The sequence below is a fragment of the Streptomyces sp. NPDC027962 genome, assembly GCF_055566095.1.
This window is the reverse complement of the sequence record NZ_JBVHTA010000009.1, coordinates 79,255-104,012: the sequence shown is the minus strand read 5'-3', so window position 1 is coordinate 104,012 and position 24,758 is coordinate 79,255. Positions and strand designations below refer to the sequence as shown.

Here is a 24,758-nt window from a genome sequence, read left to right as displayed (position 1 = left end):
CCCCCTAAGTGTCTTGTTGACGACGGTAGGTTCGGGTGCGAGCGTGGTCAATCCGTACAAGTCAGACGTGAGGAAGCGGTTTCCGCCCGATGTCCGAACCGAAACTTCTCGTACTGGCCGCGGACCCTCCTCCGCGGCTCGGCAGGCTCACCGGTCGGGTCCGCGTCAGCTACGCGGACGAAGACACGCTCGCCGCCCAACTCCCCACCGCGGACGCCCTGTTGGTGTGGGACTTCACCTCCGACGCGGTCCGCCTCGCCTGGCCCGGCGACGGGCCCCGGCCGCGCTGGGTGCACACCCCGAGCGCGGGCGTGGACCGGTTGCTCTGTCCGGAACTGGCCGAATCCGACACCGTCGTGACGAACGCCCGCGGCATCTTCGAGGCCCCGATCGCCGAGTACGTGGCGGCCCTTGTCCTGGCGATGGCCAAGGACCTGCCGGGCACACTGGAGCTCCAGCGGCAGCGGCGCTGGCGGCACCGCGAGGGCCTGGGCGTGGCCGGGACGCGGGCCGTGGTGGTCGGCGCCGGGCCCATCGGCCGGGCGGTGGCGCGCATGCTCAAGGCGGTCGGTGTCAGGACCGCGCTCGTCGGCCGCACCGCGCGCAACGGCATCCACGGCGTGCGCGACCTCGACCCGCTGCTGGCGCGGGCCGACTGGGTGGTGTGCGCGGCGCCGCTCACCGACGACACGCGCGGCATGTTCGACGCGCGGCGCTTCGATCTGATGCAGCCCTCGGCTCGCTTCATCAACGTGGGCCGAGGCCCGCTCGTCGTGGAGAGCGACCTGGCGGCGGCACTGGACAAGCGGTGGATCGCGGGCGCGGCCCTCGACGTGTTCGAGCACGAGCCGCTCGCCCCCGACAGCCCGCTGTGGGATGTGCCCGGCCTGATCGTGTCCCCGCACATGAGCGGCGACACGGTCGGATGGCGGGACCGGCTGGGTGAGCAGTTCGTGGAGATGTACGAACTCTGGTCGGCCGGAAAGCCCCTGCCGAACGTGGTCGACAAGAAACGTGGGTACGTCCCCATGCATGACGACTCGCCTGACTGACCTCACCGCACGTCAACTGCTGGCCGGCTACGAGAAGGGCGACTTCTCCCCCGTCGACGCGACCCGTGCGGCGCTGGAACGGATCGAGGCCGTGGAACCACTGGTGAACGCGTTCGTCCGGGTCGACGCGGAAGAGGCCCTGGCCCAGGCCGGGGAATCGGCGCGGCGATGGCATCGGGGCGAGCCGCAGGGGCTGCTCGACGGGGTGCCCGTCACGGTGAAGGACATCCTGCTCCAGCGCGGCGGGCCCACTCTGCGCGGCTCGAGGACGGTCCGCGCGGACGGTGCCTGGGACGAGGACGCGCCGTCGGTGGCCCGGCTGCGCGCGCACGGCGCCGTGTTCCTCGGGAAGACGACGACGCCCGAGTTCGGCTGGAAGGGCGTCACCGACTCGCCGCGGCACGGCGTGACCGGCAATCCGTACGACCCCACGCGCACCGCGGGCGGCTCCAGCGGCGGGAGCGCGGCGGCCGTGGCGCTGGGCGCGGGCGCGCTGTCGGTCGGGACGGACGGCGGGGGCTCGGTGCGCATCCCGGCCTCCTTCTGCGGGATCCTCGGGCTGAAGCCGACGTACGGGCGGGTGCCGATGTACCCGTCCAGCCCGTTCGGGACGCTCGCGCACGCCGGGCCGATGGCGCGGGACGCGGCCGACGCGGCGCTGATGCTCGACGCGATGAGCGGCGAGGACTGGCGGGACTGGTCGCACCTGGGGCCGGCCACGGAGGTGGCCGGGGGCCTGGGCGAGGGGATCAAGGGCCTGCGGATCGCCTACTCGCCGTCGTTCGGCGGCCAGGTGGCGGTGCGCGCCTCGGTCGCGGCGGCGGTACGGCGGGCCGTGGGCACGCTGGCAGAGGCCGGCGCCTACATCGAGGAGTCCGATCCGGACGTCCCGGACCCGGTGGAGGCCTTCCACACCCTGTGGTTCGCCGGTGCCGCCCGGCTGGTCCAGCACCTGGGCAGGGACCAGCGCGAGCTGCTGGACCCGGGGCTGCGGGAGGTCGTCGCGGCCGGCGAGCGCTACAGCGCCCTGGACTATCTGGCGGCGGTGGACGCGCGAATGGCGCTGGGCCGGCGGATGGGCCGCTTCCACACCTCGTACGACCTGCTGGTCACGCCGACGCTGCCGATCACCGCGTTCGAGGCGGGCGCGGAGGTGCCGGCGGGCTCCCGGCACCACCGCTGGACGGGGTGGACGCCGTTCACCTACCCGTTCAACCTGACGCAGCAGCCCGCGGCTTCGGTGCCGTGCGGCGTGGACGAGGACGGCCTGCCGATCGGTGTCCAGCTGGTCGGTCCCCGGCACGCGGACGCCCTCGTGCTGCGCGCCGCCCACGTCCTCCACGAGTCGGGCACGGCCCGGATTCCGGCGCCCGTGCCCGGCGGACACTGAGCGTCTCACCTGCCGGGAACCGAACGGCGCCTACGCCCGCCGGAAGCTGAGCGTCTCGCCCGCCGCGCCCGCGCGCCACAGGTCCTGGCAGGCCTCCGCCATCTCGTCGAGGCCCTCGACGACGGTGCCCCAGACAATGCCGGGCACCCAGCCGGTGTCGCCGTTGAGCAGCAGGTTGTTGCGTTCGTAGAAGAGCGCGAGGTCGACGACGGTGGGGCGGCCGCGGTGGGTGGCCTGCTCCTCGTAGCCGTACGACGCCGTGCCCAACTGCACGTCGGTGAAAGTGAAATAGCACAGATCGCCGGGGATGGGGGTCACCGTCGGGTTCTCCAGCGGCGGCTCCTGCTCGGCGAAGGCCGGCAGCAGCGCGTAGATCTCATTACGCGCATATTTCGCATGGTAGACATCTCCGGCGAGCGGTAGCGCGTCCCAAACGGCGTCGCAGGTCAGAGGGGCTTTGTCGGACAGCAGCCGGGCGGTGCAGCGCACTCCGCGCTTGTCCAGGGCAACGGTCAGGTATCGGTCGGCCATTTCATACGCATACCCCGCGAGGACTCGGGTAGCCGCGCGCCCATGGCTCGTACAAGACAAGCAGGATCGATGAGCAGACGCAGTCTGCTGCTCGGCACCGCGGCCCTCGGGGCGCTCGGTGTCGCGGGCACAGCAGGCTGCAGTCGCGTCTCCTCCGGTGATGCGCTTGCCCGGCTGAAGACGCAGGGAACCGTGCGACTCGGCATTGCGGGCGAAGTGCCGTACGGCTTTGTCGACGACCAGGGCGAGTTCACGGGCGAGGCCCCTGAGCTGGCCCGGGTCATCTTCAAACGGCTCGGCATAGACAGCATCCAGCCGGTGGCAACGGACTTCGCGTCCCTCATACCAGGCCTCAACTCGCAGCAGTTCGATGTCGTCTCCGCCGGGATGTACATCAACAAGGAACGGTGCGAGCAGGTCATCTTCTCCGACCCCGAGTACCAGATGCTCGACTCGTTCATCGTACGCAAGGGCAATCCGAAGAACCTGCGCAGCTACGAGGACGTGGTGAAGGCCAAGGCGAAATTCTCCACCGGAACGGGCTACGCGGAGATCGGTTACGCGGTCGCCGCCGGCATCCCGGAGAAGGACATCGTCATCCTGCAGGACCAGGTGGCCGGACTGAACGCCGTCGAGTCCGGGCGCGTCGACGTCTTCGCCGGCACTGCGCTGACCACCCGCGAGGTGGTGAAGAAGAGCTCGAAGGCCGAGGCGACCGAGCCGTTCGCGGCGGTCGTCGACGGCGAGAAGCAGATCGACGGCGGCGGCTTCGCCTTCCGCCCCACCGACACCGAGCTGCGCGACGCGTTCAACGTCGAGATCCACAAGATGAAGAAGAGCGGCGAGCTCTTCCGCATCCTGAAGCCGTTCGGCTTCACGAAGAACGAGATGACCACACTCACTGCCGAGGAGCTGTGCCGATGACAGCCGGACTCTGGCAGAACTGGGTGCTGCCCGGTATATGGATCACCGTTCAACTGCTTGTCTACAGCGCGGCGCTGGCCGCTCTCGTCGCCTTCACGGTCGGCATCGCCCGCACCCACCGCTCGCGTGCCGTCCGCTTCCTCGCGGGCCTCTACACCGAGGTCTTCCGCGGCACCTCGGCGCTGGTCCTGATGTTCTGGCTGTTCTTCGTGGTGCCGCCGCTCGCGGGCTGGCAGCTGGTGCCGATGTGGGCCGCGGTGCTCGCCCTCGGCCTGTCCTACGGTGCGTACGGCGCCGAGATCGTCCGTGGCGCCCTGAACTCGGTGGCTGTCTCCCAGCGCGAGGCGGGCGTCGCGCTCAGCTTCACGCCCTGGCAGCGGATGCGGCTGGTCCTGCTGCCGCAGGCGGTCCCCGAGATGGTTCCGTCGTTCTGCAACCTGCTGGTGGAGCTGCTCAAGGGCACGGCCCTGGTGTCGCTGCTCGGCGTCGGTGACGTCTCGTTCGCCGCCTACCTGGTGCGGCTCGCCACCCAGGAGAGCGCGCAGATCTACACCATCAGCCTGGTGATCTACTTCGTGCTCGCGTTCATCCTGACGCGTTCCATGAAGGCGCTGGAACGGAAGACGAAGCGGAACATCGGCATCGAGCCGGAGCCGGGGCTGCTCGGCGGCATGTACGCCAAGCGCGCCGAGAACAAGCTCGCCGGCACGGCCGTGGCGGGGGGTGCTTCGAAGTGACCTGGGACTGGTCCGCGATCGCGGACTTCATGCCGCGCTTCTGGGACGGCGTGCTGATCACGCTGCAGGTGCTGGTGCTCGGCTCGCTGATCTCGTTCACGCTCGGTCTGGTCTGGGCGTTGGCGTTCAGGGCGCCGACCCGGTTCGTGCGCTGGCCGGTGAATCTCGTGACCGAGTTCATCCGCACGACTCCGCTGCTGGTGCAGTTGTTCTTCCTCTACTTCGTGCTGCCGGAGTGGGGCATCCAGTTCTCCGCCCTGACCACCGGCACGATCGCGATCGGCCTGCACTACTCGACGTACACCGCGCAGGTCTACCGGGCCGGTATCGACGCCGTGCCGCCCGGCCAGTGGGAGGCGGCGAAGGCACTGAGCCTGCCCGCCCACCGCACCTGGATCGCGGTGATCCTTCCGCAGGCGATCCGCCGGATCACCCCGGCGCTCGGCAACTACGTCATCGCGATGCTCAAGGACACTCCGCTGCTCGCCGCGATCGGCGTGCTGGAGATGCTGCAGCAGTCCCGGCTGGAGAGCGCGTCGACGTTCCAGTACACCGAGCCGCTGACCCTCATCGGCATCGCCTTCATCCTCATCGCCTACCCGGCTTCTCTTCTCGTACGAGCCCTGGAGCGCCGCCTTGTCCGCTGACCTCACGATCCCGACCCCCCGCGACGCCGACGACGTACTGATCCGGTTCGACAACGTCACCAAGAGATTCGGCGACCACACCGTCCTCGACGACCTCTGCTTCACGGTCCGCCCGGGCAAGCACGTCACGCTGATCGGACCGTCCGGCTCCGGCAAGACCACGATCCTGCGGTTGCTGATGACGCTGGAGAGCCCCGACGAGGGCACGATCCAAGTGAACGGCAACCGGCTGTTTCCGGCGGCGGAGAAGGAGCGCCGCGAGGCGCGCAAGAAGATCGGCATGGTCTTCCAGCAGTTCAACCTGTTCCCCAACATGTCCGTGCTGCGCAACCTCACGGAGGCGCCGGTGCGGGTGCTCGGACTCTCCAAGGACGAGGCGGAGCAGCGCGCCAAAGAGCTCCTCGACCTGGTGGGCCTGGCCGACCGCTGCGACGCGAAGCCGGCGCACCTGTCCGGCGGCCAGCAGCAGCGGGTGGCGATCGCCCGGGCGCTGGCGATGCGGCCGCAGGTGCTGTTGCTGGACGAGGTGACGTCGGCGCTCGACCCCGAGCTCGTCGCCGGCGTGCTGGACCTGCTGCGGGACATCGCGCGCACCACGGACATCACCATGCTCTGTGTGACACACGAGATGAATTTCGCCCGTGACATCTCGGACGAGGTGCTGATGTTCGACGCCGGGAAGGTGATCGAGTCCGGTTCGCCGGAGAAAATCTTCTCCGATCCGGAGCACGAACGTACGCGCGAGTTCCTCGGCGCGGTGCTCTGACCTCTCGCTCCGTCGGGCAGGTCTGCCACTGGCATATGCCAATGCGATGCGCCCCAGCGTATGGCGCTGGGGCGCCGCATCATTTGCGCCAACAGCGGCCCCTCAAACGGCTCTTGCCCGCTATCGTGGTACGGAAGCTTGCGGTAACAACCTGGTAGGGGGAAACCGTGGCGCTGAAGCCCGAGCCGACCGCGCCGTTCCACTCGGTGCAATACGTCTTGCGCGTCCTGGAGACGATCTCCAAGCACGGTGGCGGTGTCACCGACGTCCAGATCGCACGGGAGACCGGCCTGCCGACCGGCCATCTCGCCCCCATGCTGGCGATGCTGCGCCGCGAGGGCTACGTCGAGCAGGTCTCCGACGGCGCTTATGTGATCGGTGACTCGCTGATACTTCTCGGCTCGGGCGCGACGCGCCAGGAGGCACTGGAGGCGAAGCTCCAGGACACCCTCACCGAGCTCCGCGACTCGGTGGGCGCCGCCGTCTACATCAGCCGTTACATCGACGGCGAGGTCAAGATCACCCAGTTCGCCGACGGCCCGCGCACGCCGAAGGTCAACGAGTGGGTGGACTTCCGCTCCGCGGCCCACGCGAGCGCGGTCGGCAAGTGCTTGCTGACCCAGCTCGATGTGAACGGCCGCCGCGACCACCTCTCCCGTCACAAGATCGCCCGCCTCACCTCGCGGACGATCACCAGCGAGCGTCTGCTCTTCTCCAAGCTGGACAGCCAGCCGCCGACCGTTCCCGTGCTGGATCTCCAGGAGTACGCGGTGGGCACGGTCTGCGCGGCCGTGCCGCTGACGGCCGGCGCCGCGGTGGGCTGCCTGGCGCTGTCCCTCCCGATCGAGCACGCCCACCGGCTCCGCTCGGCGGCCGACACACTGAACCGCAGAGCGGCTCCGGTGGTGCTCTCCCTGGCGATATAGGGCTCTCCGGAGGCTGCTGTACCTGGTCCGAAGCACCGCTGCGGACCAGGTACTATTTACGTGTCGGCCGCCGAGCGGCAGACAAAGAGGCGCCGCTAGCTCAGTTGGTTAGAGCAGCTGACTCTTAATCAGCGGGTCCGGGGTTCGAGTCCCTGGCGGCGCACAACCAACCCTGTGGGGCTTCTCGGATCACCGAGAAGCCCCACAGGGTTTTCGGGGTCCGTTGGTCCGGTCCTTCACCTCTTGTACGGATTTCACAGCTCGTACGGATACAGGGCGACCTTCTCCCGCTCGGCGAGTACGTCGATCCACGTCCCGACGATCCCCTCGGGCAGCGGGTCGGCCAGATCCAGCAGGATCCGCGTTCCGGCGAGGTCCAGGATCGCGGCCGCGCGTGCGATCTCGTCGAGCCGGCCCCGCAGCAGCACACCGCCCGGGTGCGGGGACAGCAGATAGGCCGGGTCCGGGGCGGGGCGCGTGTTGCCGAGCCAGGTCACGTCCTCGTCGACCGTCCACTCGGCGTCGTACGGGCCGGGCAGCGCGTCGGGATCACCGCACCAGCGGGCGACCACCGGGCCGATGGGGGTGCGGGCGTGGGCGAGGCACAGGCCGCCGGGAAGTTGTTCGGTTTTCTCCAGATCGATCAGCATGACTGCGGGCGGTCCTCCGGATTGCGGAGGGATCGTTCAACGGTCATCCGATGATCCTGCCAGGTGCGCCCGCGTTTGGTGATCCAACGCGAAGGAACGCGAGGGACAACGGGCACACGACCGCGGCGACCCCAGGCGGAAGGGGCCGCCGCGTCCGTGACGGGTCTAGCTTTAAGCTAGAACTGCACGTCGGAACAGGCGTAGAACGCGTTCGCCGTGTCGTGCACCGTCCACACCGCCAGGATCAGATGGCGGCCCGACCGCTGGGGAAGGTTGCCGGAGTGGGACAGCGTGGCCGGCGGCTGCTGGCCGCCGTACGGGATGGTGAGGAACGGCTGCGACTCCAGCGCCGCCCTGGTCAACGGCTGGTTGGGGTTCCAGCCGGGCTTGGTGATGAAGTACTTGAAGTCGGTGGTGCGGTGCCTGGCGGTGAACTGCCAGCGGAAGGTGTAGTTCTGGCCCGAGCTGACCTTGGTGGTGGGCCATGCCCCGCCGCGCGGGTCGTCGAGCTGGGCGAACTGGCCGTTGCCGCCGGCACAGATCCTTCCGTCGGCGGGGCCCGCGGCCGGGAAGCCCTTCGGGCCCTCGACGCTCTGCGGCTCCCATTGGATCTGGCCGCAGTTGCTCACCGTCTGGTTGTTGCAGAGCTTCTGGCGGCTGATCGGTGAGTCGGTGTAGCCGTGGCTGCTCGCGCTGCCGGTGGCGAGCAGAGTCGCACCCGTCACGGCGAGGCCGACCACGGCCGCACCTATCTTGTTTCGCATGCTTGGCTCCAGTAGAACGTGGGGGAGTTCCGAGGCACTTGCTGCACGCGTGCGGTAGGGCATCTTCCGGTCTAGACCAAGTCTCAATGTATTGACGGTACTTGCGCTTGTCCAGACCAATCACGGGGCGTCGACCGCGCCGGCCCGACCCGTGTAGAAGGCAACGGTCAGGTCCTTCACCAGCACCCTGCGCTCGTAGTCGTCCAGCTCGACCAGACCGCGCGCGGTCAGCCGGCTCACCGTCTCGTCCACCGCGTCCACGACCGAAGTCAGCACGCTGTCGCGGTGCTTGGCGTCGATCGCCGCCACCCGCCGCCGCTGCATGGCGGCCGCCACCTCGGGCGCGTACTCGACGACCACGGGCTGGGCGGAGAAGACCTCGATCCCCACGGCGGCGCACTCCGCGGCAAGCGTCTTCGTCAGCGCGCTCCCGACCGCCTCCGCGTTGCGCAGCGTCGGGACCGACGGGAGGAACGCGTCGGCGGGCAGCTGCGAGACGACGCGGGTGGTCGCCGCCTCCACCTGCTCGCGCAGGTACGTCTCGTGGTTCGCGACGCCGAGCGCCGCACGGACCGTGTCACTCACCCGCCACACCACCAGCACCACCACCCGCAGCGCCGTGCCCTCTGCGTCGACCGCCGCCATCGGCTCACTGCGCCAGTGCCGGATCCGTACATCGACGCGCCGGCGCAGCACCAGCGGGCTCACCCACACCAGACCCGTGCGGCGCACGGTGCCCCGGTAGTCGCCGCAGAGGGTGAGCACCCACGCCTGTCCGACCTGGCCGCGGCCCAGACCGCCGAGGGCGAAGAGCGCGAGGACCACCCCGAGCGCGAGCAGGCACCACAGCCAGATCCCAATGCCCCGGTACGGCGGTGGGGTCGCCCCGAACAGCGCCGCGAACGCGTCCGGCACGGCACCGGTCCCCCAGAGCACCGCGCCGATGCCCGCGAGCGAGCAGGCACCCGCCACCAGCGCGGTCCAGCCGGACAGCGCGGGCCCCGGCCGCTCGGCAAGCTCCGGGTCGACCGGCGGCGCGGACCGGGCGGAGGACTTCGGGGGGACGGGCGGCTCGTGGTGGCCGACCTTCGGCTGCTCCCCCGTGCCCTGCCGCCGGGCCACCACGGCGGGGCGCAGGGCGCGGGGGCCTGCGTCGTCCCGGAAGAGCAGGTGCACCGGGATCTCGGTCGTCGTCTCGCTCGCGATGACGAAATTGCGCCGCGGGGTTTCGGACGGCACGGTGCCGTCCGGCTCCGACGTCGTGGTGTTCATGCCTGCCGCCTTAGTTGGTCGCTCTGTTCTGTCGTCGTCGTGTCTGTCGGGGAGCCGGCCCGGCCGGTGTCAGGACCGGCCGGTGTCAGGAGAAGAGGCGCCGCCAGGTCTCCGGGCCGGGGTGGCCGTCGGCCTCCTTGCCGCGCCAGCCCTGGGCCCGCTGGAACGCCTCGACGTTGCGCCGGTCGGCCTCGCGCCAGCGAGTGCTCGGGCCGACCGTGTAGTGCTCGCCGTATCCGCGCTCGACCAGCCGCCGGCCGAGCCGGATGACGTGGGCATTGGTCTGGCCGGGCCGGAAGTGGTCCGGCCTGGGGAAGGACGGCGCCTTGGTCCGCGGCTTCTTCGGACCGGCGGCGCCGGCGGCCGGGAGGTCCTTGCCCTGCTCGTTCACCAGCAGACGCCAGGTGTGCGGCCCCGGCAGGCCGTCCGCCTCCTTGCCGCGCCAGCCCTGAGCGGCCTGGAAGGCCTGGGTGGCGCGCCGGTCCGCGTCACTCCAGCGGCTGCCCGCCGCGTCGGGGTAGAAGCGCTTTCCGCCGCGCGCCAGGAGCATCTCGCGCAGACGGGCGACGGACTTGGTGTTCGCGCCGGGTCCGAAGGCCGACGCGCCAGGGAAGGCGGCGGCCTCCCGCTTGCCGCCGTCGGTGCTGGTGACCAGCCCCTTGTAGCGGTAGGCGACGTAGGAGGCGGAGTGGCTCCAGTAGGCCATGGGCGTGGCCTGTTTACGGGTGTGCGGCTTGGCCTGCTCGTAGGCGATGTAGTAGTCGTGCGTGTAGTCGGTCCAGCCGCCGAAGATCGTGACGTGCGAGCCGCCCCCGGGGTCGGCCGGATTGTGGAAGAGCAGGATGTCGCCGGCCTGCAGGTCCTCGCGGGAGATCCGGTGGCCGAACTGCGCGAGGCTTCCCGTCCACTCGTTCTTCGCCAGGTTCCAGGCCATCGATACATAGCCGGAGCAGTCCTGGCGGTATCCGTCGGTCCAGTATTTCGACATGCTGTAGGGCACCTTGGCGGCCACCCACTTCTTGGCGCGGTTGACGATCTCGGCGCGCGTGATGGCGGGCAGCGGTTTCGCGCCGGTGATCGTTTTGCCCGACGGACCGTGCAGCGGCGAGGTGGTTCCCTGCTCGGTCGGAGGCACCGTTTCCGATGCCGCTCCGTGCGTCCGGACGGAAGCCGGAGGCACCGTTTCCGATGCCGCCCCGTGCGTCCGGACGGAAGCCGGAGGCACCGTTTCCGACACCGCCCCGTGCGTCCGGACGGAAGCCGCAGGCGCCGTTTCCGACACCGCCCCGTGCGTCCGGACGGAAGCCGCAGGCGCGCTCTTCGCCGCGGCGCTCGCCCCGGTGGCGCCCAGCACAACGCCTGCTGCGGTGACCAGGACCAGCGCTCCGCGGCAGCCCTGTGCCGAGGGGTGCTCCCCCGCCGCGAGGGCCCGGCGCCGGTGGGCGCACCCGGCACAGTCGCAGTCGTCGGCCGGCTCGAACTCCTCGAAGGCCGGTACGGCAGCCATACGCGTCCCCTCCGCGCTCGGCGAGATTCTCTGACGATGTTTCACGGGCGGCACCGTCCCTACAGTATGGGCATAACGCATTTTGACTGATGAAAGGGAAAAAATGATGACCCGACAGGCCGTCGCGCGCGTCGGACGTCACACGGCGGGGCGGAGCGGTGCGGCTCGGCGCAGTGGCGCGGAGCACCCCGGGCCGTCCGGTAAACTTCTCGGGTCAGCAGGCGCCGCTAGCTCAGTTGGTTAGAGCAGCTGACTCTTAATCAGCGGGTCCGGGGTTCGAGTCCCTGGCGGCGCACGCGGAGCGAAAGCCCCCTCGTCACGGACGAGGGGGCTTTCGCCGTATGCACAGTCACACCTACGATCATTTTCGGCCAAGACCTACCGGCCGGAAACCCCCGTCACAAGGGCACCCCAATGCGCGCGTATGGCCGTTTACCGGCCCGTTCCGCCCTTGCGATCATGACGGGGCTCCGAGAACCTATGCTGGAGCCGGTGGCCCCAAGTGGGCGCCCGTTTTTGCGTAGTTGGGGGCGGTTCGGCGGGGACGTTCCCGATGCCGGGGCCGAGGGCCGGGGGCCCGTTCACGGACCGAACACACGACGGGCATCATGCAACCGACAGGTGACCGTTTCATGTCTGTAGGGACGGTGGCCAGCCACCATTGACGCGCCCGGGATCGCAGGTAACAGGGGACCATGCGGCCCCGGGGTGACACAACCGACCATTGCACGTGCCAACCACGCGTGCGGGGGGATGACACATGATGTCGACGCCGGACGGCGCCGGGCAGCCGAACGACCCTTCGCGGACCACACAGCTCCGGGTGCCCGCGCACCTGCGCGCCGCCACGGCGCGGCTGCGGCCCAAAAAGGTGACGCTGCCGCGTTACGACTACGAGCACTACAGCCGACTGGCGGGCCCCCTGACCCAGCCGGACGCGACCAAACCGTACAAGGTGCAGTACCGCTCGCTGATCTCGCAGGAGCCCCACCGCATACGCGCGGCGCTGCTGCTCGGCGCCGCACCGCTGGTGTCGCTGGGCCTGTTCGCCTGGCTGATGCAGCCGCAGCACTGGACCGAGCGCGACCCCAACCTGCAGAACGACCTGCTGCTCGCCCTCGACATCGTCATGCTCGTCTCGATCGGCCTGATCGAGCTGTTCCGGACGATGAACGTGCTGTCCAACGCCCATGCGACGCTGGTGGCACGCGACCCCGTGCCCGTGGTGCCGGAGTCCGGCACCCGCGTCGCCTTCCTCACCTCCTTCGTGCCGGGCAAGGAGCCCCTGGAGATGGTGACGAAGACTCTCGAGGCGGCGGTGAAGATCCGCCACCGCGGCCTGATGCACGTCTGGCTGCTCGACGAGGGCGACGACCCGGCGGTCAAGGAGGTCTGCGCCCGTCTCGGCGTCCACCACTTCTCCCGCAAGGGCGTCGCCAAGTGGAACCAGGCCAAGGGCGCGCACCGGGCCAAGACCAAGCACGGCAACTACAACGCCTGGCTCGAGGCCCACGGCGGCAACTACGACTTCTTCGCCTCTGTCGACACCGACCACGTCCCGATGCCCAACTACCTGGAGCGGATGCTCGGCTACTTCCGCGATCCGGATGTCGGCTTCGTCATCGGCCCGCAGGTCTACGGCAACTACGACACGTTCGTCACCAAGGCGGCCGAGTCCCAGCAGTTCCTCTTCCACGCGCTGATCCAGCGCGCGGGCAACCGGTACGGCGCGCCCATGTTCGTCGGCACCTCCAACGCCGTGCGTATCAAGGCGATCAAGCAGATCGGCGGGCTGTACGACTCGATCACCGAGGACATGGCCACGGGCTTCGAGATGCACCGCGCCAAGAACCCGGACACCGGCAACAAATGGCGCTCCGTCTACACCCCCGACGTGCTGGCCGTCGGCGAGGGCCCCTCCGCCTGGACCGACTTCTTCACCCAGCAGCTGCGCTGGTCGAGGGGGACGTACGAGACGATCCTCAAGCAGTACTGGAGAGGGTTCGGCACGCTGCCGGCCGGCAAGCTCTTCAACTACACGATGATGATCATCTTCTATCCGATGTCGGCCCTCAACTGGATCCTCGCGGCCCTGAGCTGCGCCCTGTTCCTGGGCATGGGCGCCTCCGGTGTGCAGATCGACCCGGCGATCTGGATGATGCTCTACGGCAACGCCTCCGCCCTCCAGATCGGCCTCTACATCTGGAACCGCCGGCACAACGTCTCGCCGCACGAGCCCGAAGGCTCCGGCGGCCTCGCCGGCATGGTGATGTCGGCGCTGTCCGCGCCGATCTACGCCCGTTCGCTGATGGACGCCGTGCTGCGGCGCAAGAGCAAGTTCGTGGTGACCCCCAAGGGCGACTCCTCCAGCCCCGACACCCTGTTCGGGACGTTCCGCATCCATCTGTTCTTCATCGCCGTGTTCGGTGGTTCACTCGGCTCCTCGTTCTACTTCGGGCACGACCATCCGGCGATGATCACCTGGGCCTCGCTGGCCCTGCTGATCACGGCGGCACCCATCTTCGCCTGGCGGCACGGCATCGCCACGGAGAAGAAGAAACGCAGGCGGCGTCATGCGGGCGGCGGGGCACCCGCCGGTCCCGGCTCCGGCGGCGGCCATGTGCCGCAGCAGCGGCCCCACTTCACCGCCACCGACGCAGCCACAGATCAGACCATGCAGATCGCCCTTGGGGGACGTAAGAAATGAGCACGATGCCCGCGCGGCCGAACCACCGCAGGAACCGCGCCCGCCGAATAGCCATCGGCGCCGCGGTGATCGTGGTGGTCGCCGGGTTCAACGGCCCCGCCATGTGGCGTTTCGGGTCGGAGAAGTTCCACGACTACACGATCAACAAGCCCGAGTACAAAGCCGAGAACGGCCACTGGGACTTCCTCGAGGTCCCGTCCGAGTTCAAGATCAACACCATTCACGCGGCGCTGCTGCACACCGGCAAGGTGCTGCTGATCGCCGGGTCCGGCAACAACCAGAAGAACTTCGACGCGAAGAAGTTCGAGTCGGTGCTGTGGGACCCGAAGACGAACGACTTCAAGAAGATCCCCACCCCCAAGGACATGTTCTGCGCCGGGCACACCCAGCTGCCCGACGGCAAGCTGCTGGTCGCGGGCGGCACCAAGCGGTACGAGAAGCTCAAGGGCGACGTCACCAAGGCCGGCGGCCTGATGATCGTCCACAATGAGGACCCGGACGCGCCCAAGACCCTGCCCGCGGGCACCAAGTTCACCGGCAAGGAGAACGGCAAGACGTTCGTCTCCAAGGACCCGGTCCTGGTGGAGAAGGCAAAGAAGGTCTTCGACCCGAAGACCGGCGCCTTCCTGCGCACGGAGGCGGGGCTCGGCCGCATCTACGTCGAGGCCGAGCAGTCCGGCAAGCAGTACGAGACCGGCACCGAGGACAACTACCGGGTCCAGGGCATGAAGGGCTCCGACAGCCGCAACGTCTACGGGATCGCCCAGAAGCTCGCCCTCGACAAGAAGGACTTCCAGGGCATCAAGGATGCCTACGAGTTCGACCCGGTCGCGGAGAGGTACATCCCCGTCGACCCCATGAACGAGGCCCGCTGGTACCCGACGCTGACCACCCTCGAGGACGGCCGGGTCCTCTCGCTCTCCGGCCTCGACGAGATCGGGCAGATCGTCCCCGGCAAGGACGAGATCTACGACCCGAAGACCAAGACCTGGGAGTACACCGGGATCACACGGAAGTTCCCCACCTACCCGGCGATCTTCCTGATGGACAACGGCAAGCTCTTCTACTCCGGCTCCAACGCCGGTTACGGGCCGGCGGACGTCGGCCGCGACCCCGGCGTCTGGGACCTCGACACGAATAAGTTCAACAAGATCCCCGGCCTGTCCGACCCCGACCGGATGGAGACCTCGGCGACGGTCATGCTGCCGCCCGCGCAGGACCAGAAGTTCATGGTCATCGGCGGCGGCGGCGTCGGCGAGTCCGAGAAGTCGAGCGAGAAGTCCCGGCTGGTCGACCTCAAGGCCGACAACCCCCGCTTCAAGGACGGCCCCTCGCTGGACAAGGGCACCCGCTACCCGAGCGCCTCGCTCATGCCCGACGACACCGTCCTGGTCACCGGCGGCTCGGAGGACTACCGCGGGCGCAGCGGATCCAACGTGCTCGAGGCCCGCACGTACGACCCGAAGACCCAGACCTACAAGCGCGTCGCCGACCCGCAGGTGGGGCGCAACTACCACTCGGGGTCGGTGCTGCTGCCCGACGGACGGGTCATGATCTTCGGCTCCGACTCGCTCTTCTCCGACGCGGCCAACACCCGGCCGGGCGTCTTCGAGCAGCGCATCGAGATCTACACACCGCCCTACCTCTACCGGGGCAGCAAGCCCGCGGTGACCGGTGGCCCGAAGACCGTCGAGCGCGGTGAGAAGGGCACCTTCGAGGTCAAGAGCGAGAAGGCCCTGAAGACGGCGAAGCTCATGCGGCCGAGCGCTGTCACGCATGTCACCGACGTCGACCAGCGCTCCATCGCGCTGGAGATGAAGAAGACCGCGAACGGCGTGGAGATCACCGTTCCCGAGAACCGGGCGCTGGTCCCGTCGGGGCACTACATGTTCTTCGTGACGGACGAGGCGGGCACACCGTCCGAGGCGGTGTGGGTGGAGGTCCCGTAGACCCCGTCAGGGAGGAGGGCCCGGCAGCGCGTCCCCGGCTGCCGGGCCCCCTTGTGTCCGCGTCACGCGTGGTGCGGGCACCTTCTCCGGTCAGGACACCGTCGTCGACGCTGCCGTACGAGCAGCCCGCTACTTGGTGTTCCGGGCGAGATCGAGCGCGTACTCGGGCCACCATTCGCCGGCCTTCGGGCCGCCCTTGCAGTCGCCGTCGGACTCGCCGGGGCGCTTGACCCACAGGTAGGAGTCGACCAGCGGGTCGCCGGTTCTGGTGGTCGGCGCCTCGCCCAGCGCACGGCCGGGCGGGTTGCACCAGTTCTCCGCCGGATCGCCTTCGGTGTAGGGACCGTTGCCGTTGCGGCTGGTGTCGATGACGAAGTGCTTGCCGCCGGTCTTCTCCGAGAGTTTCCTGCCGAACTGCTTGCTCGCGCCGGTCGGATAGAAGTTGGAGACGTTCACCGCGAAACCGTCGGCCCGCTCGATGCCGGCCCGCTTCAGCGGCTCCTGGAGTGCGTCGGGGTTCGACCAGCCGGCATTGCCGGCGTCCAGGTAGACCTTCGTGGCGGGCTGCTGCTTCAGCCGCTCGACGGCGCCCTTGAGAAGGTCGTACCGCTCCTCGTGGAACTCCTGCGGGGTGCAGTTGTCCACCAGGTGCAGCACCGCGTCCGGTTCCAGGATCACCGTGGCGCGCCGGTTGCCGATGCCCTTGGCGACGCTGTCGACCCAGGCCCGGTAGGCGTTGCCGTCGGCCGCGCCGCCCTTGGAGAACTGGCCGCAGTCGCGGTGCGGGATGTTGTAGAGCACGAGCAGGGCGTCACGGTCGGCCTCCGCGGCCGCCTCGGTGAAGCCCTTGGCCTCCGCCTCCGGCTTGTCGGGGCTTATCCATTCGCCGACGGGCTGCTCGGCGATCTTCTTGATGAGTTCGGCGTTCTGTGTGTCGCCCGCGTCGCGGTAGGCGGCGACCTGCTTCGCCGCATTTCCGTCCGGGTTGACCCAGTAGGGGTCCTCCGCCTTGGGCTGCTGGCTGACGACCGGCCCCTTGTCCTCGCCGCCGTCGCCGCCGTCGCCGCCGGAGGAACAGCCCGCCATCAGCAGCACCGCCCCCGCGGCGGCCAGACCCGCAGCTGTGCGGGTACGCCGGCCGGCCAAACTGCGGTACATCCACTCCCCCTTGGTGCACTTTGCGTTCGGTCCGGCGCCCGAGCTCCCCGGACCGGACCGGTCGAACCATCCTGGCACACGCCCGCCGACGGTCTCGAGGTTCGCCGGATCTTCGTACGCGTACCGTGACGCCTTCCGGCGCCACACCGACCGGGGCCCTGCCCGGGGCCCTGGTCAGGGCGGGGACGGCCCAAGTGCCAGGTGGTACGCACGGCCAGGAGTCTCCGTTCATGGAGACGCCGCGAGGTGTCCCAGGTGTCCCAGGTGTGCCGCTCACCGCGGTGGAGCCGTTCCAGGGCCTGTACCCCACGACGCCCGAGACGAGCGCGCCGTCCGGTTCGGGCCCGACGGCGTCCAGGAGGGCGGGGCGGACCGTGTCGGATCCGAGCGCGGCGCGGTACAGCTCCCGGCGGACGTCCCCGCCGGGAGCCTCGGACAGGGACCTGCCGAGGTGCTCCGCCACCCGCCGCAGGGCGTCCTGCAGCACGGGAGGGAGCTCAGCATCCGTCATGGGCCTTGAACCTTTCCATGGCGACCCGGACGGTCTCCCTGAGGGCACGGACGTCGGTCAGGCTTCGGAGACGCCCGTCAGATACGCCGAGACGACCACGTTCGCCGTGTACGTGCCCTTGTCCCGGTCGAACGCGCCGCCGCAGGTGATGAGTCGCAGTTCGGCACGGCCCTCCTGGTGCGGGCCGTAGACCTTGTGCGGGTCGAAGCGGTCCCGGCCGAAGACGCGGACGTCGTCGACGGTGAACTCCGCGACGGAGCCGTCGGCCCGGGTCACCTCGATCTTCCCGCCCGGGCGGGCGGCGCTCAGTCCGTAGAACACCGCCGGCTTCGTCTCGGTATCCACGTGCCCGACCAGCAGCGCGGCACCGGGCTCCCCGGGGCGGGTGCCGTCGCCGTACCAGCCGACCACGTTGGGCGTCTCGTACGGGGGCGGGTCCACCGCTCCCTGGGCGTCGAGGCCGCGCGCGACGACTGACGCGTCGATGCCGAGGGCGGGAACGGCGACGCGGCTCGGCCGCGCGGCGTCGACCGGCTGGTGCGCGGGTGGCATCGGGATGCCGGGCGGGCGGCCCACCGCGGCGATGTCGCCGGTGGTGGGCGCGGAGCTGCCGCTGAGGGCGCCGGGGGCGTCGCGCCCCCACAGCCAGAGCACGAGGACCAGGACCGCCCAGACGACTCCGGTGAACAGCCGGCCGTTGCCGGCGGCCGGAGCGGCCGGAGCGTCGGTGCCGGACATGTCAGTCGGCGTTCGTACGGCGCCGGCGGCGGGCGCTGCGCAGGGCCACGGCGATCGCCGCCACGGCCGCGAGGATCAGGCCGACGACGGTCTGCGGAGTGCTGGGGCCCGCCTCGTCGTTGTCGACGGTGGAGACGGGGGCCGCGAGGACGGCAGCACCGCCGCCGCCTGCGCTGACGGGGGCGACGGGCGATTCGTGCGGCTGCGGCTCGTGGTCCTGCTCGTCCGCGTCCTGCTCGTCCGCGTGGTCCGATTCATCGTGCCGCTCGCCCTCCGACGGACGCGGCTCTGGCTTCGACGGCTCCGCGAGGGCCCCCGCCTTGTGCAGGTTGCGGTCGACGGTGACGCGGCCGGCTCCGGGGTGGTCACGGAAGTCGCAGCGCACCCGGACGTCGTACGAACCCGGCTTCACGTCCGCTCTGAGCTTCGCCGCGCCGACGAGCCAGCCGTCACCCCACCCTTTTGTCGTCAGTTTCGCGTCCTGGGCGAAGGCGTCGGAACGGGCGACCCCGTTCCTGCCCTTGCAGCCCACGGCCCGGATCTCGACCTTGCCGTCCGGCGCGGTGGCCGCCGGGTTCACCGTGGCCTTCACGGAGCTGCCGGCGAATGCGGCGGTGGCGGGCGCCATGACGAGTACGGCGGCCACCCCTGCCACACGGAAAGCTATGGAACCAGTACGCATCGTGAACCTCCTGCCGACAGGGTCACGCGTCTGGGTCGTTTCCGCATCCGCAGGGGCGGCAGCCGAAGTCCGGTGAAGGGGCCGACCTGCTCAGATGCGGTCGACGAGGTCCGCGATCGAGTCGACCACCGTGGAGGGCCGGAAGGGGTAGCGGTCGACGAGGGCGGGCGTCGTGGAGCCGGTGAGCACCAGGAACGTCTCCATTCCGGCCTCGAGCCCGGCGAGCACGTCGGTGTCCATCCGGTCACCGATCATGGCGCTGGTCTCGGAGTGGGCGCCGATGGTGTTCAGGCCGGTCCGCATCATCAGGGGGTTGGGCTTGCCCGCGAAGTACGGGTCCTTGCCGGTCGCCTTGGTGATCAGCGCGGCCACCGAGCCGGTCGCCGGCAGCGGGCCCTCGGTGGACGGGCCGGTGCTGTCGGGGTTGGTGCAGATGAACCGGGCGCCGGCGTTGATCAGCCGGATCGCCTTCGTCAGCGACTCGAAGCTGTACGTGCGGGTCTCCCCGAGGACCACGTAGTCGGGGTCGTGGTCGGTGAGGATGTATCCGATGTCGTGCAGCGCCGTGGTCAGCCCCGCCTCGCCGATGACGTAGGCGGTGCCGCCGGGCCGCTGGTCGTCGAGGAACTGGGCGGTGGCGAGCGCCGAGGTCCAGATGTTCTCCACCGGGACGTCCAGGCCCATGCGGGCCAGGCGGGCGTGCAGGTCGCGGGCCGTGTAGATGGAGTTGTTGGTGAGCACCAGGAACGGCTTCCCGGTCTCCCGCAGTTTCTTGATGAACGCGTCGGCGCCGGGAATCGGGACGCCCTCGTGGATGAGGACACCGTCCATGTCGGTGAGCCAGGATTCGATCGGCTTGCGCTCTGCCATCAGACGGACTCCTGCCGGTGCATGTGTGCGTGCTGGGGCGCCGCGACTGCGCTGTGGCGACGCCCCCAGCCTAAAGCCTGCCCAGGGCGGTCAGAATGCCTCGATCTTGACTCCGTCGATGACCCAGTACCAGTTGTTCGCGCCGGTGTAGTGGCAGCGGAAGCTCACGCTGGAGACCCCGGCCGGCACCGGGACACTCAGCGACTGCGGCTGGGAGACCACATCGGCGGTGTAACTCCTGACGACCGCGGGCGTACCGCCGTTGAAGGAGGCCGGCACCCTGGCGCTCTGGCTGCCCTCCTGCCGGTGGAACGTGGTGAAGTCCAGCCGTACCGTGCTCTTCCCGGAGACGTCGTACGCCGACGAGACGAGCGTCGAGTCGTACTGCCCCGAGTTCGTCCTGTCGTCCCACGCGTTCGTCGTCCGCGAGCAGCACGCGCTCCATGTGCCACACGGGCTCGCCGCGCCGCACGCCGATCTCGGCGGCGAGGGCTTCGGGACAGGGGAACCGGTCCAGGGTGATCAGGCTGCGGCCGGGCCTGCGTCCCTGCCTGCGGACGCCTTCCGTGTAACTGGCCAGGGAGAGCGGCTGCTATAGCTTGGGCCCCGCCACCACCGTGCCGCGGCCCTGCCGGCGCAGCCGTCCCTCCAGCAGCAGCTCACGCAGCGCCTGGCGGACGGTCTCGCGGGAGACCTCGAACCGCGGCGCCAGAGCCCGCTCGGGCGGCAGCAGTCCGCCCTCGCCGAGCTCGTCGATCAGCTGGGAGATGCGCGCCTTGACGGCGTAGTACTTGGGGATGCGTCCGTGCTCCGGCTGCCGGAGCACGGGAGCGCCGGGCGCCTGGTCGTTCGGGTAGTCCACCCGCCGGGTGATCGCAGACGCCGGTGAACGGACGGTCAGCGTCGGCGCGGTCCGAAATGCCGGCGAGCCGCCAGGACCAGCAGCCCGGCGGCCAGCAGGATCACGGCGGAACCGACGCCGATACGGGTCAGGGAGTCGGAACCTGTGGTGGCCAGTTGGTCGGCGCTGCTCCGCGGTGACTGTGAGGCGGGAGCGGCCGGCTCCCTGCCCGGCCGCTCGGGGGTGGGCTTCACGGCCTCGCCTTCGTCCTCCCGGTCACCCTGGGCGTCGCCCTCCACGACGGCGAAGCGGTAGTCGCCGGATTCCCCGACCCAGTCGCCGTCGTCGCCCTGGCGCTGCACGATCGCGGCGTTGACGGTGACCGTGTTCGGGGTGGTGCCTGCGGCGAACGAGAGCCTGGTCCGTACGGTGACCGTCCCGCCGGCCGGTACGACGAACCCGAGGAAGCCGTCGTCGAAGGCGCCGACGATCTCGTCCTCCGCCGTCCGCTCCAGCGTGACGGGACGCCAGCGAGCCGCTTCCTCGTCGTAGAACTCCAGCGTGACGCGGTCGCCGGTCAGTCCGCGGTCCCGGGCGGTGAGGACGAGCACCGGGTGGATCCGGTGACAGGCCTCGCGGGTGGTGTTGGTCAGGTCCACGGACCACGACCGGAAGCCGCCACCGGCCCGGACCGTGGCGGGGCCGCCGTGGATGCGGCTCTTGATGGGGAAGTTCGGGTCCGACGCCTTGCCACAGGTGGGCGCGCGCTCGGCGGGGCTTTCCCCGGGCCGCTCCTCCGACCGTTCCTCCGCGCGGAATGCGCGGTCCTCCGGCCGGCCCGCCGCGCGGAATGCGGCGGGAGGCCCGGCGAGCGGCGAGGCGAGCGAGGTACGGAGGGGCGCCGCCGCCATGGCGGCCGGTCCGCTGATCACCGCGGGCGCGATCAGCACCGTGGCGGTTCCGAAGGCGAGGGCATTGCTCGTTCGCATGAGGAGGGCCTTTGCTTGCTCGCGTACTGCCGGAATCGCCCGAACGAGGCCGGGCGATCCCATGCTGCGCCGGTCGCCCGGCCGCCGCAGGCGCCGTACGGCCGATCAGCGGCGCAACGCCCCTCGTGTCAGCGTTTTTCCGCGCCGCCGTGATTGGCCGCGGGCCGGTGCTGGGACGCGGGCCGGTGCTGGGACGAGGGCGGGGCGACGGCCTCCGACCGCCCGAAGACCGGGGCGAGCACGAGCTGCGCGGCGCCGTCCGCGACGGTGTGCGCGCCGCCGTCGGCGGGGACGACGGGGACGCGGGTGCGCGCGGCGAGCACCCGCGCCACTCCTCGTACGAACTCGTCCTCGGCAGCGGCGACGACACGACCGCCGAGAAGCACCCGGTCGATGTCGAGCAGCTCGACGAGGTTCGTGGCGCCGGTGCCGAGGACACGGGCGGCGGAGGCGATGTCGCCTCGGGAGACGGCGGCGAGGCACAGCGCCTCGATACAGCCGCGGTTGCCGCAGGTGCACGGTGGCCCGTCGAGCTGGATGACCTGATGGCCGAACTCGCCCGCCCCGGTCCGGGCGCCACGGTAGAGCGCGCCGCCGAGCACAAGACCGGCGCCGAGGCCGGTGCCGAGATGGAGGTAGGCGAAGGAGCCGCCCGGGCCGCGCAGGGCGAGGCCGAGGGCGGCGGCGTTGGTGTCCTTGTCGACGACAACGGGCAGCCCGAGCCGCGCGGCGAGCGCGTCCCGCACCGGAAAGCCCTCCCACTCCGGGAAGCCGGTGACCCGCTGCGCCACCCCGAGGAGGTGATCCAACGGCCCCGGCATGGCCACGCCGACCCCGAGCACCCGCAACCCCGAGCCCGCCGCCCTCACACCTGCCGGCAGCGCATCCGTCTCCGCCGCCGCGCCCGCACCCGCCCTCACACCTGCCGGCAGCGCTTCCGTCTCCGCCGCGCCCGCCGCCCTCACACCTGCCAGCAGCGCATCCGTCTCCGCCGCCGCGCCCGCGACGACCGCCTCCGCGCCCGCGCCCAGGTCCATCGGCACCGTGCGGTCGGCGACGCGCGAGCCGGCGAGGTCGAGGAGGACGACCGTCAGCTCGTCGCGGTCCAGATGGAGACCGATCGCGTGGCTGGCCGACGGCACGAGCCGCAGCACCGTCCGGGGCTTGCCACCGGTCGACGCCCGGCGGCCCGCCTCCGTGACCAGGCCCTCTTCGCGCAGCCGGGCGACAATCTTGCTGACGGCCTGCGGTGTGAGCCCCGTGCCCTCGGCCAGCTCGAGCCTGCTGATACCGCCCTCGCCCGCCGTGCGCAGCAGGTCGAGGACGAGCGCCGCGTTGTGGCTGCGCAGCGCGGGCAGATTGGCTCCGGCTCCCGTCATGGTCCTGTTCACCCTGCCATTCTCCGCAGCGCTTGCACTTTGGCAACACCGTTGCTTAAGTGTTTCTCATGACTGGTACCGGCTCTCCCCTCCGCGTCGCCCTCGTCGGCTACGGCCTGGCGGGCTCCGTCTTCCACGCCCCGCTGATCGCCGCCACCGACGATCTCGTCCTCGACACGGTCGTCACGTCCTCCCCGGAGCGGCAGGAGCAGGCCCGCGCCGAGTTCCCGGATGTCCGTTTCGAGGCCTCCCCCGACGACCTGTGGGCCCGCGCCGACGAGCTCGACCTGGTCGTGATCGCCTCGCCGAACAAGACACACGTCCCGATCGCCCGCGCCGCCCTCGGGGCAGGTCTCGCGGTCGTCGTCGACAAGCCGATCGCCGGCACCGCCGCCGAGGCACGCGAGCTGGCGGCCCTCGCCGCGGAGCGCGGCCTTGTACTGTCCGTCTTCCAGAACCGCCGCTGGGACAACGACTTCCTGACTCTGCGCAAGCTGATCACGGACGGCGAGCTCGGCGACGTACAGCGCTTCGAGTCCCGCTTCGAGCGCTGGCGCCCGCAGCTCAAGGGCGGCTGGCGCGAGTCCGGCGACCCGCTGGAGATCGGCGGCCTGCTGTACGACCTCGGCAGCCATGTCGTCGACCAGGCGCTGACCCTCTTCGGCCCGGCGGCGCGGGTGTACGCGGAGTCGGACGTGCGCCGCCCCGGCGCGATGACCGACGACGACACCTTCATCGCGATTACGCACGCGAACGGCGTGCGCTCGCATCTGTACGTCAGCGCGACGACCGCTCAGCTCGGCCCCCGATTCCGGGTTCTCGGCTCGACGGGCGGGTACGTGAAGTACGGCTTGGACCCGCAGGAGGACGCTCTGCGTGCGGGACGCCGCCCGGCGCCCGGCGACGCATGGGGCGTGGAGCCGGAATCGATGTGGGGCCGAGTCGGTGCGGGAGAGTCGCCGCTGACCGGCGGGGGCGTTCCCGTGCAGACCGTGCCGGGCGACTACCCCGCGTACTACGCGGCGGTCGCCGCCGCCGTGCGCGACAAGACCGCTCCGCCGGTCACCGCGGAGGAGGCCGCCGCCGCCCTGGACGTGCTGGAGGCGGCCCGCCGTTCCGCCCGTGAAGGGATCACCGTCACCGTGGAGGTCACCGCATGAGCACGATGAACTCGATCCCGCATCTCACCGTCGACGAGATCGTCGAGCAGGAGCGCCGGCTGACGCTGCGCCGGTTCACGCACTCCGACGCGTGGGCGCTGGGCAGCATGCTGGTCGAGATGGCGCACCTGCGGGAGGCGCCCGTCGCGATCGACATCCGCCGCGGCGCCCAGCAGCTGTTCCACTGCGCCCTGCCCGGTTCGAGCGCCGACAACGACGCGTGGATCGACCGCAAGCGCCGGGTCGTCGAGAGGTACGGCGAGAGTTCGTATCTGGTGGGGGCGCGGCATCGCGCCAAGGGCACGACGTTCGAGGAGTCCTCGCGCCTGGACCCGAATCTGTACGCGGCGCACGGCGGGTCGTTCCCGATCACGATCGCCGGTGTGGGCGTCGTCGGCTCGGTTACGGTCTCCGGTCTGCCGCAGGCGGAGGACCACGCGATGGTGGTCGAGGCGCTGGAGCGCTTCATCACCGCCTGAGCCCGTTCCGGGGGTGGGGGGGGGGGGGGGGGGGGGGGGGGGGGGGGGGAGAGGGGGGGGGGGGGGGGGGGGGGGGGGGGGGGGGCAGAGAGAGAAACCTCCGATGGCTGTTTTTGTGAAAAAAAAAAA

The 24,758-nt window shown here is 70.3% G+C and carries 22 protein-coding genes, 2 tRNA genes and 2 pseudogenes; 13 read left to right on the top strand and 13 right to left on the bottom strand.

Annotated features, from left to right (window positions below):
* The first annotated feature begins 89 nt into the window (after positions 1–89).
* Both ACZ4SA_RS11565 and ACZ4SA_RS11560 read left to right on the top strand, forming a co-directional pair.
* Complete coding sequence (locus ACZ4SA_RS11565; RefSeq protein ID WP_468272580.1) at positions 90–1,052, top strand: D-2-hydroxyacid dehydrogenase; 963 nt, start codon at positions 90–92, stop codon at positions 1,050–1,052.
* Entirely contained in the window at positions 1,033–2,442 is a 1,410-nt protein-coding gene (locus tag ACZ4SA_RS11560) for an amidase (RefSeq protein ID WP_468272577.1), read from the top strand. The genes ACZ4SA_RS11565 and ACZ4SA_RS11560 overlap by 20 nt, the downstream gene beginning before the upstream one ends.
* Positions 2,443–2,472: 30 nt before the next feature.
* Here ACZ4SA_RS11560 and ACZ4SA_RS11555 read toward each other — a convergent pair whose 3' ends face one another.
* The gene (locus ACZ4SA_RS11555) at positions 2,473–2,973 is read right to left on the bottom strand and encodes a DUF3830 family protein (RefSeq protein WP_468272575.1); all 501 of its coding nucleotides are present in this window, start codon (positions 2,971–2,973) and stop codon (positions 2,473–2,475) included.
* Between the two features lie 69 nt (positions 2,974–3,042).
* On the opposite strand from ACZ4SA_RS11555, the gene ehuB reads away from it, so the two are divergent.
* The 6 genes from ehuB (at position 3,043) to ACZ4SA_RS11525 (ending at position 7,136) form a co-directional block, all read left to right on the top strand.
* Positions 3,043–3,897, top strand: a complete 855-nt coding sequence (gene ehuB / locus ACZ4SA_RS11550) for an ectoine/hydroxyectoine ABC transporter substrate-binding protein EhuB (protein WP_468272572.1) — start codon at positions 3,043–3,045, stop codon at positions 3,895–3,897.
* Positions 3,894–4,634: an ectoine/hydroxyectoine ABC transporter permease subunit EhuC gene (gene ehuC, locus ACZ4SA_RS11545; protein WP_468272570.1), complete on the top strand. Its 741-nt coding sequence runs from the start codon at positions 3,894–3,896 to the stop codon at positions 4,632–4,634. The genes ehuB and ehuC overlap by 4 nt, the downstream gene beginning before the upstream one ends.
* Entirely contained in the window at positions 4,631–5,281 is a 651-nt protein-coding gene (gene ehuD, locus ACZ4SA_RS11540) for an ectoine/hydroxyectoine ABC transporter permease subunit EhuD (RefSeq protein ID WP_468272568.1), read from the top strand. The genes ehuC and ehuD overlap by 4 nt, the downstream gene beginning before the upstream one ends.
* Entirely contained in the window at positions 5,271–6,047 is a 777-nt protein-coding gene (gene ehuA / locus ACZ4SA_RS11535; RefSeq protein WP_468272566.1) for an ectoine/hydroxyectoine ABC transporter ATP-binding protein EhuA, read from the top strand. The genes ehuD and ehuA overlap by 11 nt, the downstream gene beginning before the upstream one ends.
* 167 nt (positions 6,048–6,214) lie before the next feature.
* Positions 6,215–6,973 (top strand): IclR family transcriptional regulator, encoded by a 759-nt coding sequence (locus tag ACZ4SA_RS11530; RefSeq protein WP_468272564.1) that lies wholly within the window; start codon positions 6,215–6,217, stop codon positions 6,971–6,973.
* 89 nt (positions 6,974–7,062) lie between these two features.
* Positions 7,063–7,136, top strand: a tRNA-Lys gene (locus ACZ4SA_RS11525).
* 91 nt (positions 7,137–7,227) lie between these two features.
* Here the strand turns inward: ACZ4SA_RS11525 and ACZ4SA_RS11520 are convergent.
* The 4 genes from ACZ4SA_RS11520 to ACZ4SA_RS11505 all read right to left on the bottom strand — a co-directional run bounded on the left by ACZ4SA_RS11520 (position 7,228) and on the right by ACZ4SA_RS11505 (position 11,166).
* Positions 7,228–7,623: a hypothetical protein gene (locus ACZ4SA_RS11520; RefSeq protein WP_468272561.1), complete on the bottom strand. Its 396-nt coding sequence runs from the start codon at positions 7,621–7,623 to the stop codon at positions 7,228–7,230.
* 176 nt (positions 7,624–7,799) lie between these two features.
* Positions 7,800–8,387, bottom strand: coding sequence for a lytic polysaccharide monooxygenase auxiliary activity family 9 protein (locus ACZ4SA_RS11515; protein ID WP_468272559.1), 588 nt, complete (start codon positions 8,385–8,387; stop codon positions 7,800–7,802).
* A 120-nt stretch (positions 8,388–8,507) separates the two neighbouring features.
* Positions 8,508–9,659 carry an SPFH domain-containing protein gene (locus tag ACZ4SA_RS11510; RefSeq protein WP_468272556.1) on the bottom strand — a complete coding sequence of 384 codons (1,152 nt, stop codon included), beginning with the start codon at positions 9,657–9,659 and terminating at the stop codon, positions 8,508–8,510.
* Between the two features lie 85 nt (positions 9,660–9,744).
* Positions 9,745–11,166, bottom strand: coding sequence for a peptidoglycan-binding protein (locus ACZ4SA_RS11505; RefSeq protein ID WP_468272554.1), 1,422 nt, complete (start codon positions 11,164–11,166; stop codon positions 9,745–9,747).
* A gap of 221 nt (positions 11,167–11,387) precedes the next feature.
* On the opposite strand from ACZ4SA_RS11505, the gene ACZ4SA_RS11500 reads away from it, so the two are divergent.
* From ACZ4SA_RS11500 to glxA, 3 genes are all read left to right on the top strand, one after another.
* Positions 11,388–11,461, top strand: a tRNA-Lys gene (locus tag ACZ4SA_RS11500).
* Positions 11,462–11,926: 465 nt separating this feature from the next.
* A complete protein-coding gene (locus tag ACZ4SA_RS11495) occupies positions 11,927–13,873 on the top strand; it encodes a glycosyltransferase family 2 protein (RefSeq protein ID WP_468272551.1) in 1,947 nt (648 codons plus the stop codon).
* Positions 13,870–15,822, top strand: a complete 1,953-nt coding sequence (gene glxA, locus ACZ4SA_RS11490; protein WP_468272549.1) for a radical copper oxidase GlxA — start codon at positions 13,870–13,872, stop codon at positions 15,820–15,822. Before ACZ4SA_RS11495 ends, glxA begins: the two co-directional genes overlap by 4 nt.
* 129 nt (positions 15,823–15,951) lie before the next feature.
* Here the strand turns inward: glxA and ACZ4SA_RS11485 are convergent, their stop codons facing one another.
* The 8 genes and pseudogenes from ACZ4SA_RS11485 to ACZ4SA_RS11450 all read right to left on the bottom strand — a co-directional run bounded on the left by ACZ4SA_RS11485 (position 15,952) and on the right by ACZ4SA_RS11450 (position 22,990).
* Complete coding sequence (locus ACZ4SA_RS11485; protein WP_468272546.1) at positions 15,952–16,980, bottom strand: glycoside hydrolase family 6 protein; 1,029 nt, start codon at positions 16,978–16,980, stop codon at positions 15,952–15,954.
* Between the two features lie 568 nt (positions 16,981–17,548).
* Positions 17,549–18,229, bottom strand: a complete 681-nt coding sequence (locus tag ACZ4SA_RS11480; RefSeq protein WP_468272544.1) for a class F sortase — start codon at positions 18,227–18,229, stop codon at positions 17,549–17,551.
* Position 18,230: 1 nt separating this feature from the next.
* On the bottom strand, positions 18,231–18,911 hold the full coding sequence (locus ACZ4SA_RS11475) for a hypothetical protein (protein WP_468272541.1): 681 nt from the start codon (positions 18,909–18,911) through the stop codon (positions 18,231–18,233).
* 90 nt (positions 18,912–19,001) lie between these two features.
* Positions 19,002–19,781: an HAD-IIA family hydrolase gene (locus tag ACZ4SA_RS11470; RefSeq protein WP_468272538.1), complete on the bottom strand. Its 780-nt coding sequence runs from the start codon at positions 19,779–19,781 to the stop codon at positions 19,002–19,004.
* A 90-nt stretch (positions 19,782–19,871) separates the two neighbouring features.
* Positions 19,872–20,201 (bottom strand): annotated as a pseudogene (locus tag ACZ4SA_RS11465) (alkaline phosphatase family protein); the annotation flags it as partial.
* Positions 20,128–20,643, bottom strand: a pseudogene (locus ACZ4SA_RS11460) (GntR family transcriptional regulator); the annotation flags it as partial. The pseudogenes ACZ4SA_RS11460 and ACZ4SA_RS11465, both read right to left, overlap by 74 nt.
* A gap of 35 nt (positions 20,644–20,678) precedes the next feature.
* The gene (locus ACZ4SA_RS11455) at positions 20,679–21,611 is read right to left on the bottom strand and encodes a hypothetical protein (RefSeq protein ID WP_468272536.1); all 933 of its coding nucleotides are present in this window, start codon (positions 21,609–21,611) and stop codon (positions 20,679–20,681) included.
* 128 nt (positions 21,612–21,739) lie between these two features.
* Positions 21,740–22,990 (bottom strand): ROK family transcriptional regulator, encoded by a 1,251-nt coding sequence (locus tag ACZ4SA_RS11450; protein ID WP_468272533.1) that lies wholly within the window; start codon positions 22,988–22,990, stop codon positions 21,740–21,742.
* 68 nt (positions 22,991–23,058) lie between these two features.
* Between ACZ4SA_RS11450 and ACZ4SA_RS11445 the strand changes: the two genes are divergently transcribed.
* Positions 23,059–24,150 carry a Gfo/Idh/MocA family oxidoreductase gene (locus ACZ4SA_RS11445; RefSeq protein ID WP_468272530.1) on the top strand — a complete coding sequence of 364 codons (1,092 nt, stop codon included), beginning with the start codon at positions 23,059–23,061 and terminating at the stop codon, positions 24,148–24,150.
* Positions 24,147–24,629, top strand: coding sequence for a heme-degrading domain-containing protein (locus ACZ4SA_RS11440; RefSeq protein ID WP_468272528.1), 483 nt, complete (start codon positions 24,147–24,149; stop codon positions 24,627–24,629). The genes ACZ4SA_RS11445 and ACZ4SA_RS11440 overlap by 4 nt, the downstream gene beginning before the upstream one ends.
* The last annotated feature ends 129 nt before the right edge of the window (positions 24,630–24,758 follow it).